General features: G+C 60.2%; 12 protein-coding genes. 9 read left to right on the top strand and 3 right to left on the bottom strand.

From position 1 onward, the window contains the following. The first annotated feature begins 35 nt into the window (after positions 1 to 35). The 6 genes from WNE31_RS13955 to WNE31_RS13930 all read left to right on the top strand — a co-directional run bounded on the left by WNE31_RS13955 (position 36) and on the right by WNE31_RS13930 (position 6783). A complete protein-coding gene (locus tag WNE31_RS13955; RefSeq protein ID WP_349980474.1) occupies positions 36 to 560 on the top strand; it encodes a c-type cytochrome in 525 nt (174 codons plus the stop codon). Between the two features lie 186 nt (positions 561 to 746). Beyond that, entirely contained in the window at positions 747 to 2684 is a 1938-nt protein-coding gene (locus tag WNE31_RS13950) for an extracellular solute-binding protein (RefSeq protein ID WP_463407436.1), read from the top strand. A 7-nt stretch (positions 2685 to 2691) separates the two neighbouring features. Then, complete coding sequence (locus WNE31_RS13945) at positions 2692 to 3798, top strand: microcin C ABC transporter permease YejB (protein WP_349980473.1); 1107 nt, start codon at positions 2692 to 2694, stop codon at positions 3796 to 3798. Continuing rightward, a complete protein-coding gene (locus tag WNE31_RS13940) occupies positions 3798 to 4904 on the top strand; it encodes an ABC transporter permease (RefSeq protein ID WP_349980471.1) in 1107 nt (368 codons plus the stop codon). The genes WNE31_RS13945 and WNE31_RS13940 overlap by 1 nt, the downstream gene beginning before the upstream one ends. Continuing rightward, positions 4901 to 5188, top strand: coding sequence for a hypothetical protein (locus WNE31_RS13935; protein WP_349980469.1), 288 nt, complete (start codon positions 4901 to 4903; stop codon positions 5186 to 5188). The genes WNE31_RS13940 and WNE31_RS13935 overlap by 4 nt, the downstream gene beginning before the upstream one ends. Then, a complete protein-coding gene (locus WNE31_RS13930) occupies positions 5185 to 6783 on the top strand; it encodes an ABC transporter ATP-binding protein (protein ID WP_349980468.1) in 1599 nt (532 codons plus the stop codon). The genes WNE31_RS13935 and WNE31_RS13930 overlap by 4 nt, the downstream gene beginning before the upstream one ends. On the opposite strand, the gene WNE31_RS13925 is transcribed toward WNE31_RS13930, so the two are convergent. Next, positions 6780 to 7691: an endonuclease/exonuclease/phosphatase family protein gene (locus WNE31_RS13925; RefSeq protein WP_349980467.1), complete on the bottom strand. Its 912-nt coding sequence runs from the start codon at positions 7689 to 7691 to the stop codon at positions 6780 to 6782. The two genes, WNE31_RS13930 and WNE31_RS13925, sit on opposite strands and share 4 nt — an antisense overlap. Positions 7692 to 7708: 17 nt before the next feature. Next, on the bottom strand, positions 7709 to 9064 hold the full coding sequence (hemN, locus tag WNE31_RS13920; protein WP_349980466.1) for an oxygen-independent coproporphyrinogen III oxidase: 1356 nt from the start codon (positions 9062 to 9064) through the stop codon (positions 7709 to 7711). Between the two features lie 65 nt (positions 9065 to 9129). Between hemN and fnrL the strand changes: the two genes are divergently transcribed. Both fnrL and WNE31_RS13910 read left to right on the top strand, forming a co-directional pair. Further along, entirely contained in the window at positions 9130 to 9876 is a 747-nt protein-coding gene (fnrL, locus tag WNE31_RS13915) for a transcriptional regulator FnrL (protein WP_349980603.1), read from the top strand. Positions 9877 to 10021: 145 nt separating this feature from the next. After that, entirely contained in the window at positions 10022 to 10342 is a 321-nt protein-coding gene (locus tag WNE31_RS13910; RefSeq protein ID WP_349980465.1) for a DnaJ family domain-containing protein, read from the top strand. Positions 10343 to 10411: 69 nt separating this feature from the next. Here WNE31_RS13910 and WNE31_RS13905 read toward each other — a convergent pair whose 3' ends face one another. Next, complete coding sequence (locus WNE31_RS13905) at positions 10412 to 11251, bottom strand: universal stress protein (protein ID WP_349980464.1); 840 nt, start codon at positions 11249 to 11251, stop codon at positions 10412 to 10414. Positions 11252 to 11457: 206 nt separating this feature from the next. Between WNE31_RS13905 and ccoN the strand changes: the two genes are divergently transcribed. Next, entirely contained in the window at positions 11458 to 13056 is a 1599-nt protein-coding gene (ccoN, locus tag WNE31_RS13900) for a cytochrome-c oxidase, cbb3-type subunit I (protein WP_349980463.1), read from the top strand. Positions 13057 to 13063 lie beyond the last annotated feature (7 nt).

The following is a 13063-nucleotide window of genomic DNA, read 5'->3' as shown; positions in this document are numbered from 1 at the left end:
GATACCCCGCAAACGCCACGAGATGGAAACGTAGCATGTTTGACACGATGACAATGACCAAGACCCTCGGCGCACTGTGCGGGTCACTTTTGATCCTTTTGCTGGGCGCATGGGTTGCTGAATCCCTGTACCACGTCGGTGGCAAAGGCCACGGCGATCACGCCGAACAGGCATATGTGATCGAAGTCGAAGGTGGTGACGACGCCGGAGCTGCCGAAGAAGAAACCGGTCCGACCCTCGAAGAATTGCTGGCTGCGGCAGATGTTGCCAAGGGCGCCAAGGCGTTCAGCAAATGTAAAGCCTGCCACAAGCTGGAAGATGGCGCCAACGCCACCGGCCCGCACCTGTTCGGTGTCGTGAACCGCGCGGTTGGCTCGGTTGACGGCTTTGGCTACTCGGGCAATCTGGTTGCCGTGGCCGACACCTGGTCGCCGGAAAACCTCGACGCCTTTATCGAGAACCCCAAGAAATTCGCACCGGGCACCAAAATGTCCTTCTCGGGCATGAAAAAGCCCGTCGACCGTGCGAACCTGATCGCGTATCTCGAGACGATCCAATAAGCCGCAATATCGCGCTTGTTTCAAAGGCCGCTGCCCCGTGCAGCGGCCTTTTTCTTTTTGGGGATTGCCTTTCGCGCGCTATTTCACGTCTTGTTTATGCATTCCCGCCTTGAAGTCCAGTGGGGTGGCACTTTAGCTTGCGCGTCAAGAAGAATGACGCAAAGTCCGGAAACCAGAGGAGGAGCCATGTCCCGCACCCGTGTTCAGGCTGTTGAGTTGCAGGGTTTCACCCGACTGGGCAAATGGTTGGCCGCCGGTGCCGCGGCGCTGGCACTCATGGCCGCGGCCCAGACCGCCAGAGCCGAGGATGACGGCATCATCCGCAGCCACGGCTATTCCTATTTCGGGGATCTGACCTATCCCGAGGATTTTACCCATTTCAGCTATGTGAACCCCGATGCCCCCAAAGGCGGAGAAATCGCGCTCTGGGCGCCGGGTACGTTCGACTCGATGAACCCCTATAGCCGCAAGGGACGCGCAGGGCGTTATAGCTGGATGATGTATGAAAGTCTGCTGGGCGAAGCGCCTGCCGGTGGCGCGGGCCTTCCTGCCGATGTCTATGGCGAAGCCTACGGTCTTCTGGCCGAACGTCTTGAATATGATGAAGGCAAGACGTGGGTAATCTTCCACATGCGCCCCGAAGCCCGGTTCTCCGACGGCACCCCCGTAACCGCGCATGATGTCGTGTTCAGCCATAATCTTTTGCTGGATCAGGGTCTGCCGTCCTATGCACAGGCCGTCAGGAAACGCGTGCTCAGCGCCGAAGCGCTGGATGACCACACCGTGAAATTCACCTTTGCCGAGGGCATTTCGCGGCGCAGCCTGATTGATCAGGTGGGCGGCGTGCCAGTCTGGTCGCAAAAATGGTACGAGGAAACCGGCGCCCGTCTGGACGAGCCGCGCATGGAAACCTCGCCCGGCTCTGCACCCTACATGGTCGACAGCTATGATGTGAACCGGCGCATCGTCTATAAACGCAACCCCGATTACTGGGGCTGGCACCTGCCGATCAACAAAGGGCGGCACAATTTCGATACGATCCGGATCGAGTATTTCGCCGATGATTCTGCCGCGTTCGAGGCGTTCAAGGCGGGCGAATACACCTTCCGCGCGGAAGGCAATTCCAAGCAATGGGCGACCGGCTATGATTTCCCCGGCATTCAAAAAGGCTGGGTCAAAAAAGAAGAACTGCCCAACGGCACCCCGCCCACCCCGAACGGGATCGTGTTCAACCTTGGCAAAGAGGTGCTTCAGGACCGCCGCATCCGCGAGGCTGTCGCGCTGGCTTATAATTTCGAATGGACCAACGAATCCCTGCAATACGGCCTGTTCAAACAGCGCCATTCCTTTGTGCAGGGGGCCCCGCACGAAGCCAAAGGCATCCCCGAAGGCAAGGAACGTGAACTGTTCCTCAGCCTTGGCGATCTCGTGCCCGAGGAAATTCTGACCGAACCGGCCGTCATGGCCCATGAATCCAGTCCGCGCCGTGAAATCGACCGCCGCAATCTGCGCACGGCGATGGCCCTTCTGGACGAAGCAGGCTGGGCTGTTGGGGATGACGGGATGCGCCGCAATGCGGCGGGCGAGACCCTGAAACTAAACTTCCCGATTCCGTCTTCGGCCTCGGGGACGCTGGGCGCCTTTATCGAGGTGTTCATCCAGAACCTGCGCCGCATGGGCGTGGACGCGACCATGGAAAAGGTCGATCCCGCCCAATACACGCTGCGCGAACGGGATCGGGACTATGACCTCGTGTTCGACAATTATGTCTCGTTCCTCGACACCGGCACCGGCCTGCATCAACGCTATGGCTCGGCCGAGGCGGCGTTTTCGCTGTTCAACCCCGCCGGTCTGGCCAGCCCGCTGGTCGATAAGATCATCGATATCTCGCTGGAAACCGAAACCCGCGAAGACCGCGATGTCGCCCTGATGGCGCTGGACCGCGTGCTGCGCTGGGAAAGGTTCATGATTCCGGTCTGGTACAATGACAGCACATGGGTTGCCTACTACGACCAGTACGAGTACCCCGAGCCCCTGCCGCCCTATGCGTTGGGAGAGCTTGATTTCTGGTGGTACAACGCGGAAAAGGCCGCGAAGCTGCGCGCCGATGGCGCCTTGAGGTAAACGCTGCATGGGCGCCTATATTCTCCGAAGACTGTTGCTGATCATTCCGACGCTGCTCGGGATCATGATCATCAACTTTACCCTCGTCCAATTCGTGCCAGGCGGGCCGGTCGAACAGGTCATTGCCCAGATCCAAGGGCAGGGCGACGTGTTCGAAGGCTTTGCCGGGGGCGGACAGGATGCGGGCAATCTCCAGACCGAGGATTTCGCCGGAAGCGCGGCTGGCAGCAGCAAATATGCGGGTGCACAGGGCCTTCCGCCGGAATTCATCGCCCAGCTTGAAAAGGAATTCGGGTTCGACAAGCCGCCGCTGGAACGGTTCCTGACCATGATGGGCAATTACCTCACGCTGGATTTCGGCGAGAGCTACTTTCGCAAGATTTCCGTGACCGATCTGGTGCTTGAGAAAATGCCGGTATCGATCACGCTGGGCCTGTGGTCCACGCTGATCGCCTATCTGGTGTCGATTCCGCTGGGCATTCGCAAGGCCGTTCGTGACGGCACACCGTTCGACACATGGACGTCGGGCGCGATCATCGTCGCCTACGCGATCCCCGGTTTCCTGTTCGCAATCCTGCTTCTGGTGCTGTTCGCGGGCGGGTCTTACTGGAAAATCTTTCCGCTGCGCGGTCTGACCTCGGACAATTTCGAAGACCTCACCATGATCGGCAAGGTGCTGGACTATTTCTGGCACATCACGCTGCCGGTTATCGCCTCGACCATCGCGGCCTTTGCCACGCTGACGCTGCTGACCAAGAACTCGTTTCTGGACGAGATCAAGAAACACTATGTCATGACCGCCCGCGCCAAGGGCCTGACCGAAAGCCGGGTTCTTTATGGGCATGTCTTCCGCAACGCCATGCTGATCGTGATTGCGGGCTTTCCGGCGGTGTTCATCGGCGTGTTCTTTGGCGGGTCGTTGATTATCGAGACCATCTTCTCGCTCGACGGTCTGGGCCGGCTCGGGTTCGAGGCCGCCGTCGCGCGCGATTATCCGGTGATCTTTGGCACGTTGTTCATCTTTGGCCTGATCGGCCTGGTGGTCGGCATTCTGACAGACGTTGTCTATGTGCTGGTCGATCCGCGCATCGATTTTGAGAAGAGGGAAGGCTGATGGCGCTGTCCCCGCTCAACCAACGCCGCTGGCGCAACTTCAAGCGCAACCGCCGCGCCTTCTGGTCGCTGATCATTTTCTCGATCGCCTTCTTCGTGACCTTGTTTGCCGAAGTGCTGGCCAATGACAAACCGATCCTGGTCAGCTTTCGCGGTGATCTTTATGTCCCGATTGCCAAGTTCTATCCCGAAACCACCTTTGGCGGCGATTTCAAGACTGAGGCGGACTATAAAGACCCCGTCGTGCAATGCCTGATCGCCACGGGCGGGGTGGATTTCTGTTTTGACGAACCCGAGGACATCCTGTCCGAGGTCAACGCCGGCACCTATGCCGAGGACGGGTTCGACAAGGGCTGGGCGATCTGGCCGCCGATCCCTTATTCCTATGATACGCCCGTCGACCGCCCCGGTGCGGCGCCGCTGCCGCCGAACGGCCACAACCTTTTGGGGACAGATGACCGCAAACGTGATGTGCTGGCGCGGGTGATCTATGGCTTCCGCCTGTCGATTTTCTTCACCCTGATCGTGACCACGCTGGCCAGCATCATCGGCATCATTGCAGGCGCGATCCAGGGCTATTTTGGGGGCTGGATCGACCTGATCTTCCAGCGCGTGATCGAAATCTGGAGTTCGACGCCCAGCCTTTACATCATCATCATCCTGTTTGCGATCCTCGGACGAAGTTTCTGGCTCTTGGTGTTTCTCACGGTCCTGTTCGGCTGGACGGCGCTGGTGGGGGTCGTGCGGGCCGAATTCCTGCGTGCCCGCAACCTTGAATATGTGCGCGCGGCCAAGGCATTGGGCGTTAGCAACCGCGTCATCATGTTCCGCCATATGCTGCCCAACGCGATGGTGGCGACTGTGACCATGCTGCCCTTTATTGTCACCGGCACGATTTCGACCCTGGCCGGTCTCGATTTCCTCGGGTTCGGCCTGCCCTCGACCGCGCCATCGCTGGGCGAGTTGACGCTTCAGGCGAAACAGAACCTTCAGGCCCCTTGGCTGGCCTTCACCGCCTTCTTCACCTTTGCCATCATGCTGTCGCTGCTGGTCTTCATCTTTGAAGGCGTGCGCGATGCGTTTGATCCCAGAAAGACCTTTTCATGACGACCCCCGCCTGCGAGAGCAAATGGCACTGTCAGTTGAACGGCCTGTTCAATACCGCCGCCCTTGTAACCGGGATTGCCCTTGTCTGGGGAACGGTTGAGATGCTGATCGCGTCGTCCGGCATGGCCCGCTTTGCCCTTGCCATGGCCGTGCCGCTGGCCTCGGTGCTCTATGCGGTCACGCTGCGCGCCCGCCACCGCACGCCGGGCTGGGGCGGTCTGGGTTTCGTGTTCGGGGCGATGGGATGGGCGATCTATGCAATGAACACGATGGTGCAGTCATGAGCCTTCTTGAAGTCAGGGATCTGCGCGTCGCCTTCCGCCAGGACGGCACCTCGGTCGAAGCGGTCAGGGGCGTGTCTTTCACCGTCGACAGGGGCGAAACCGTGGCGCTTGTCGGGGAATCCGGGTCGGGCAAATCTGTCACTGCCCTGTCAACCGTGTCGCTTCTGCCGCCCAGTGCCGAGATTTCGGGCAGCGTCACCTATGACGGGCAGGATATGGTCGGGGCCAATGAACGCCTGCTGCGCAAGGTGCGCGGCAACGACATCTCGTTCATCTTCCAGGAACCGATGACCTCGCTCAACCCGTTGCACACGTTGGAAAAGCAACTGGCGGAATCGCTGGCCTTGCATCAGGGCATCGCGGGGGACGCCGCGCGGACCCGTATCATCGAGCTTTTGGAGAAGGTCGGAATCCGCGACGCCGAAAGCCGCCTTGGCGCCTATCCGCACCAATTGTCCGGCGGCCAGCGTCAGCGCGTGATGATCGCAATGGCCCTTGCCAACAAGCCCGACATCCTCATCGCCGACGAACCGACCACGGCTCTGGACGTGACCATTCAGGCGCAGATCCTTGACCTCCTGGCCGAGCTCAAGAAAACCGAGGACATGGGCCTTTTGTTCATCACCCACGACCTTGGCATCGTGAAACGCATCGCCGACAAGGTCTGCGTGATGAAGGGCGGCGAGATCGTCGAGGCCGGCCCCGTGGACGAAATTTTTGGCAATCCGCGCCACCCCTATACTAAAACCCTGCTTAGTGCGCGCGCCGCCGGGGCGCCGGATCCGGTGGCACCGGATGCGCCTGTCATGGCGGAAACGGAAAATCTCAAGGTCTGGTTCCCGATCCAGCGCGGGTTCTTCCGCAAGACGGTGGGCCACGTGAAGGCCGTGAACGATGCCACGATCTCGGTCCGTGCAGGCGAAACCCTGGGCATCGTCGGGGAATCCGGCTCGGGCAAGACGACGCTGGCACTGGCAATCATGCGGCTGATTTCCTCGGAAGGCGGGATCACCTTCGACAACCGCGATGTGCGCAAATGGTCAACCAAGGAACTGCGGGACCTGCGCAAAGACATGCAGATCGTGTTTCAGGACCCGTTCGGCAGCCTGTCCCCGCGCATGACCTGTGAACAGATCATCGCCGAGGGGCTGGGCGTGCATGGCAACCCTGACGGGCGCGGCGAGCGCGATCTGGTGGCCGAGGTGATGGAAGAGGTCGGGCTTGATCCCGCCACGATGGATCGCTACCCGCACGAATTTTCGGGCGGCCAGCGCCAGCGCATCGCCATTGCCCGCGCCATGATTCTGCGCCCCAAGCTGGTGGTGCTGGACGAACCCACCTCGGCGCTGGACATGACGGTGCAGGTACAAATCGTTGATCTGCTGCGGAACCTGCAACAGAAATACGGGCTGGCCTACCTGTTTATCAGCCACGACCTGCACGTGGTGCGCGCGATGAGTCACAAGATCATGGTGATGAAGGCGGGCGACGTGGTTGAACAGGGCGAGGCGCAGGCATTGTTCGACAATCCGCAAACCGAATACACCCGCAACCTTCTGGCGGCGGCCCCCGACCTGATCAAGGTGCCTGCCTAAAGCCCCGGCAGGTCAATCACCACCGCCGCGTGGTCGCTCGCATGGGGACGGTGCGTGCCCACCGTATCCAGACGCGGCCCGTCATGGCGGTCGGCCTCGTACCCCATACCGACGCGGATCACGCGCGGGCAGGTTTCTGGAAAACGCGCGGCCAGCGCGGGCGAGGCGAAAACGGCGTCCGGAGTGCTGTAAAGATCATCCTGCGCCCCGTGATAGCTCCAGCGCTCCGACTTCGGCAGCCGCGCCATCAGGTCCACCGAAAACCTGCCACGCAGGGGTGCGAGGTTGTTCTGCCCCCTGCGTGCTTCGTTCAGATCCCCCAGAAGCAGCCACAGCGCCTCGTCCCGATCCGCGAACCGTGCCTCAATGATCTGGCGCATGGCCAGTGCCTCAAGATGGCGCACCTGTGCCGTGCGGCCAGTCTCGGGATAGGGGGCTTTGAAGTGGCAGATGAACAGGGTCAGCGCGGGCAACGTTACCTCAAGACAATCGCGCCGAAAGATCGGGGCATCCGCATCAAACCCATCTGGCACGGGCAGCCCCGCCCGGCGCGGCGTCAGGTCGGCATGGCTGATCACGGCTACGGGTTTGATCCGTGACAGGATCGCCACGTCCAGCCCGCGCCCATCATTTCCCGGCAGGCACTCGCGATAGGGATAGGGCGTGGCACCCGCGGGCCCCAAGTACCGGTCGTGAAAATGGTCAAGCGTGGCCTGATCGAACACTTCCTGCAGCGCGACTATATCGGCGTCTGCCTGCGCCAGCACCCCAGCCGTCAACCTGCGATCATAGTCATCCAGCACGCCCGCCGCTGGCCCAAGGTCATCAGGCAAGTCGCGGTCGCGCGCACCGTCCAGATGGTCGGCGCGCAAACGCATGTTCTGCACGTTGAACGTTGCCAGTCGCATGTCATGTGGCGGGCGGCTCAGATCGCCGAGCTGTGCCCTGCCTTGTCCAGATCATAGGCATCCAACGCCCGCGCGATCATCCGCGTCAGCGGCCGCGCGGCGACCGGGATCGACAATCCCCCCGCCGTCAGATCCAGCATTTCCGGGAAAGCACGCATGATGTGGGCGTAATAATCCTGAAGCTCTGCTTCGGAAATCCCGAACGTGTCGCGGATCTCGGCCGAGTCGATGCGGAAATCGCACATAAGCGCCTCGATCATGCGGCCCCGCAGCAGGTCTTCGCCGCTGAACACGTGCCCGCGGCTGGTCGAGAACCGACCCGCGCGGATGGCCGTGGTATGGGCCGACGTTGCAGGCGCATTCTGGGCATAGCCCTGCGGAAAGCGCGAGATGGACGACGCCCCGACCCCGATCAGCGCCTCGGCGGTGTCATCGGTATAGCCCTGGAAGTTGCGGCGCAGCGTGCCGTTGCGCTGTGCCACGGCCAGCCCGTCTTCCTTGGTGGCGAAATGGTCGATGCCGATCTCGTCGTAATTGTCCCACAGGAACAGCTTGCGCGCGGTCTCGAACAATTCGAGACGCTCCTGTGGCGTGGGCAGGGCGTCCGACGGGATCATCTGCTGGCGCTTGGCCATCCACGGCACATGTGCATAACCATAAAGCGCAACCCGATCGGGCGACAGCGACAACAGTTTCTGAACGCTTTCGGTGATGCGGGCATTGGTCTGGTGCGGCAGACCGAACAGGATATCGGCATTCAGGCTTTTCACCCCGTGACTGCGGATCATCTCGACCGCGTCGCGGGTGATGTCATAGCCCTGGATGCGGCCAATGGTTTTCTGGATTTCGTCATCAAAATCCTGCACCCCGATCGAGGCGCGGTTCATGCCCGCATCGGCCAGAACCTGCAAACGGGCGTCGTCAACCTCGCACGGGTCGATCTCGACCGAGAATTCGCCATTCGCTGCCATCGGGGCGACATCGAAAATGGCCCCGGCCAGATCTTCCATCATGCCCGGTTCAAGAAGGGTCGGCGTACCGCCGCCCCAATGCAGGCGCGACAGGGTGACACCCTGCGGCAACGAGGCTTTGAGGATCTGCAATTCGGCCTTGAGCGTCTCGACATAGGCCGCCACGGGCGAGGCCGTTGCCGTGCCCTGCGTCCGACAGGCACAGAACCAGCACAAACGCCTGCAAAACGGCACGTGCACGTAAAGTGATATCTGCGAATCATCTTTGATTGCATGGATCCAATTCCTGAAAATTTCAGGAGTTACATCGTTATGGAAGTGTGGTGCCGTGGGGTAACTTGTATAACGCGGCACTTTCGCGTCAAATAACCCCAGCTTTGCCAATTGTGTTTTCGTTGTCATGAGCATACGCTTATGCGTATCCGGTCAGGGCTCTCCTTGACTCAGATCAAGCGCGAACAATGAATATGCTCAAAGAACCTATGCTCAACACGCCACACGATTGTGTGGACTGTCCGATCCGCCATCGTGCCGTGTGCGCGCGGTGCGAAACGGACGAATTGGAAGCGTTGGAACAGATTAAATATTATCGTACGTTTGAAGCTGGCCAGACTGTCATCTGGTCGGGGGACCCGATGGATTTCGTCGGGTCGGTTGTTTCCGGTATCGCAACGCTGACACAAACCATGGAAGACGGGCGCACCCAGATGGTGGGCCTGCTTCTGCCGTCCGATTTCGTCGGGCGGCCCGGTCGCGATGGTGCGGCCTATGACGTGGTGGCCACAACCGATCTGGTGATGTGCTGCTTCCGTAAGAAGCCGTTTGAACAGCTGATGATGGAGACGCCGCATATCGCGCAGCGCCTTCTCGAGATGACGCTAGATGAGCTGGACGCGGCTCGCGAATGGATGCTGGTGCTTGGGCGCAAGACCGCCCGCGAAAAGATCGCGTCGCTCTTGTCGATCATCGCACGGCGTGATGCGTCACTCAAACTGGACGCCACCAAGGACACGCTGGTATTTGATTTACCGCTGACCCGCGAGGCGATGGCGGATTACCTCGGGCTCACGCTCGAAACGGTCAGCCGGCAGATCTCCGCCCTAAAAAAGGACGGCGTTATCCAGCTTGAGGGCAAACGCCACGTGACCATCCCGAACCTGTCGCGCCTTCTGGAAGAAGCGGGCGATGACTCGGATGGCGGGATCATGGCCTGATCTGCCGCCCAAATGCGAAAAAAGACAGAGGCGGGCCATCCCGCCTCTTTTTTTTGGCGTATCGCTTCCCATTTAGGGTTCAGGTCCCCCGTCCGGACGTTCACCGCGTCCCGAATACCCGGACGGGCGGATCGGGGGATATGTCATGAAATGGCGCGACCTCGCGGAACACCAGATCCAGAAGGCCAAGGCTGAAGGCCAGTTTGACGGCCTTGCGGGCCAAGGCCGCCCGCTACCGCCACGTGCGGGCGGGGATATCATGTCCGCAGGTCTGGGCATCATGGCCGAGGCCGGGGTTCTGCCCCGAGAAATCCAGTTGAAAAAGGCCGTTGACGCACAACGCGACAGCCTCAAAGCCGAAACCGATCCAACGCGCCAAAAAGAGATCATGCGCAAACTCGCCGATCTCGAAATGAAACTGGCCATCGAACAGGAAGCGCGCCGCAAATTCTATCGCACGACCTGAGCAACCGGGGTCCACGAAAAAGGCCCGCCGGTATTTGGCGGGCCTTTCGCGATTCAGTTTTGGTCGCGATCAATGCGCAAGGAATACCGGAATTTCTGCCTGTTCCAGCATGTTACGGGTGGCACCACCCAGAATGGCCTCGCGGAAACGCGAATGCCCGTAGGCGCCCATCACCAGCATCTCGCACTGCGCGTCCTTGGCGTGGCGCATCAGCACATCCGACACACGCGGCAGGGTTTTTGACAGAACGTCGATTTCGACCCGCACGCCATGGCGCGCGAGATATTGCGACAGCATTCCGCCCGGATCGGACCGGTTCGGCCCGTGGGTCGGCGGGTCGATCACGACCACATGCACCGTGTCCGCCTTGATCAGGAAGGGCAGGGCGGCGCGCACGGCGACCAGCGCTTCGCTGCTTTCATTCCATCCGATCGACACCTTTTTCGGCGCACGGATCGGGTCACAATCGGTCGGGATCATCAGAACCGGAGCCTGCCCCTCGAACAGGGCTGCCTCCATTGTGGGTTCCAGCTCAGCGCCGGTATTTTCGCCATAGGGCTGCGGCAGGATCACGAGGTCCGAAAACCGCGCGCGCTGTGCCACGTGACGGCCAAGATCCGCGATCTGCGCGACCCCGGCCTCGGTGCCCCAACGCACGCCAGAGGCCCGCAAAAGGTCAGTCGCGGACTTTTCAAGCGCCTCGCTTTCCTGCTGGGCACGGTTCAGGGTTTCCTGCAAAATCATCGCGTTAGCACCGGCGTAATAGTATCCGGTCTGGCTGCGGTCCACGCCAAGGCAAAGCGCGTCGTAATGCGCGTCCATTTCCTGAGCGAGCGCGATGCCTTGCGCCAGAGTGGGGTCTACAAGTTTCGGGTCGGTGAGGACCGACAGCATCGATCTGTACGCCATGGAAAATCTCCGTGGATGTGAAAAGTCTGGTTGAACGGGGGCTGACCACCTGCGGCTGCCCCGGCTTTTTAGCAATAGGTGACAAATCGATCCGCTCTGCTTTGACTCAGATCAAGGTATTGCTGCGCCTGCGAACGCAAAACACCATCAGTCTAAATCCGTCGGAGACAACACGAATCATTTCCGGCAAGACGAAGGGACGCAAAATGTTGAATTATATCAAGCTTATCGCGCTTGCTGTGGTCACGCTGTTCGCGATGATCGCCGCAAACTATGCGCGCGATTTGGCTTACCAGATTCACGCCATCATCGTGGCGCTGGTATCCGGTGGGCTGTTTATCTGGACCTTGCGGGGGATCGGTGACGTAAAAGTTGCTCCGCAGAACGAATATCTTGACGGCGTGGTCCGCGCCGGTGTCATCGCCACCGCCCTCTGGGGCGTTGTTGGCTTTCTGGCGGGCGTGTTCATCGCTTTCCAGCTGGCCTTTCCGGGCCTGAACTTTGACTGGGCACAGGGCTATGCCAACTTTGGCCGCCTGCGTCCGCTGCACACTTCGGCGGTTATTTTCGCTTTCGGCGGGAACGCCCTGATCGCGTCATCGTTCTTTGTCGTACAGCGCACCAGCGCCGCACGCCTCTGGGGTGGCAATCTGGCGTGGTTCGTGTTCTGGGGCTATCAGCTCTTCATCGTTCTGGCGGCGACCGGCTATCTGCTGGGCGGCACGCAGTCGAAAGAATACGCTGAACCCGAATGGTATGTGGACCTGTGGCTGACGGTTGTCTGGGTGGCCTACCTGGCGGTCTTCCTCGGCACGATCATCAAGCGTAAAGAGCCGCACATCTACGTGGCCAACTGGTTCTACCTGTCGTTCATCGTCACCGTTGCAATGCTGCACTTGGTGAACAACGCGACCATCCCCGTGTCGATCTTCGGCTCGAAATCGGTCATCCTTTGGGCCGGTGTTCAGGATGCGATGGTTCAATGGTGGTATGGCCACAACGCTGTGGGCTTCTTCCTGACCGCGGGCTTCCTCGGCATGATGTATTACTTCATTCCGAAACAGGCTGAACGTCCGGTGTTCTCGTACAAGCTGTCGATCATCCACTTCTGGGCGCTGATCTTCATCTACATCTGGGCTGGTCCCCACCACCTGCACTATACCGCGCTGCCTGACTGGGCGTCGACGCTGGGTATGGTCTTCTCGATCGTCCTCTGGATGCCGTCGTGGGGTGGTATGATCAACGGCCTGATGACGCTTTCGGGCGCATGGGACAAGCTGCGCACCGACCCGATCATCCGTATGATGGTAATCTCGGTCGGCTTCTACGGCATGTCGACCTTCGAAGGTCCGATGATGTCGATCCGCGCGGTGAACTCGCTGTCGCACTACACTGACTGGACCATTGGTCACGTGCACTCGGGTGCGCTTGGCTGGAACGGCATGATCACTTTCGGTGCTCTGTACTATCTGGTTCCGGTTCTGTGGAAACGCGAGCGCCTCTACTCGCTGTCGCTGGTATCCTGGCACTTCTGGCTGGCCACCATCGGTATCGTTCTCTACGCCGCTTCGATGTGGGTAACCGGTATCATGGAAGGTCTGATGTGGCGCGAAGTTGACGCCAACGGCTTCCTTGTGAACTCGTTCGCCGACACCGTGGCCGCGAAATTCCCGATGTACGTTGTGCGCGGTCTGGGTGGGGTCATGTTCCTCGCTGGTGCCGTCATCATGTGCTACAACCTCTGGATGACTGTGAAAAAAGCGCCGGCGAAAGAGCCGCTCGCCACCGCAGTCCCGGCTGAATAAGGAGGGT

Origin of the sequence: Shimia fortis (assembly GCF_040225985.1) — a bacterium.
GTDB lineage: Bacteria > Pseudomonadota > Alphaproteobacteria > Rhodobacterales > Rhodobacteraceae > Shimia.
The sequence above is the reverse complement of the archived record's forward strand: the minus strand, read 5'-3'. Positions and strand labels throughout refer to the sequence as shown.

Bases quoted from the DNA above. Each gene is read 5' to 3' on its own strand.
- WNE31_RS13955 (WP_349980474.1), top strand. From the start codon at position 36: ATGTTTGACACGATGACAATGACCAAGACCCTCGGCGCACTGTGCGGG.
- WNE31_RS13930 (WP_349980468.1), top strand. From the start codon at position 5,185: ATGAGCCTTCTTGAAGTCAGGGATCTGCGCGTCGCCTTCCGCCAGGAC.
- WNE31_RS13945 (WP_349980473.1), top strand. From the start codon at position 2,692: ATGGGCGCCTATATTCTCCGAAGACTGTTGCTGATCATTCCGACGCTG.
- WNE31_RS13905 (WP_349980464.1), bottom strand. From the start codon at position 11,251: ATGGCGTACAGATCGATGCTGTCGGTCCTCACCGACCCGAAACTTGTA.
- fnrL (WP_349980603.1), top strand. From the start codon at position 9,130: ATGCTCAAAGAACCTATGCTCAACACGCCACACGATTGTGTGGACTGT.
- WNE31_RS13940 (WP_349980471.1), top strand. From the start codon at position 3,798: ATGGCGCTGTCCCCGCTCAACCAACGCCGCTGGCGCAACTTCAAGCGC.
- WNE31_RS13925 (WP_349980467.1), bottom strand. From the start codon at position 7,691: ATGCGACTGGCAACGTTCAACGTGCAGAACATGCGTTTGCGCGCCGAC.
- hemN (WP_349980466.1), bottom strand. From the start codon at position 9,064: ATGACAACGAAAACACAATTGGCAAAGCTGGGGTTATTTGACGCGAAA.
- WNE31_RS13935 (WP_349980469.1), top strand. From the start codon at position 4,901: ATGACGACCCCCGCCTGCGAGAGCAAATGGCACTGTCAGTTGAACGGC.
- WNE31_RS13950 (WP_463407436.1), top strand. From the start codon at position 747: ATGTCCCGCACCCGTGTTCAGGCTGTTGAGTTGCAGGGTTTCACCCGA.
- WNE31_RS13910 (WP_349980465.1), top strand. From the start codon at position 10,022: ATGAAATGGCGCGACCTCGCGGAACACCAGATCCAGAAGGCCAAGGCT.
- ccoN (WP_349980463.1), top strand. From the start codon at position 11,458: ATGTTGAATTATATCAAGCTTATCGCGCTTGCTGTGGTCACGCTGTTC.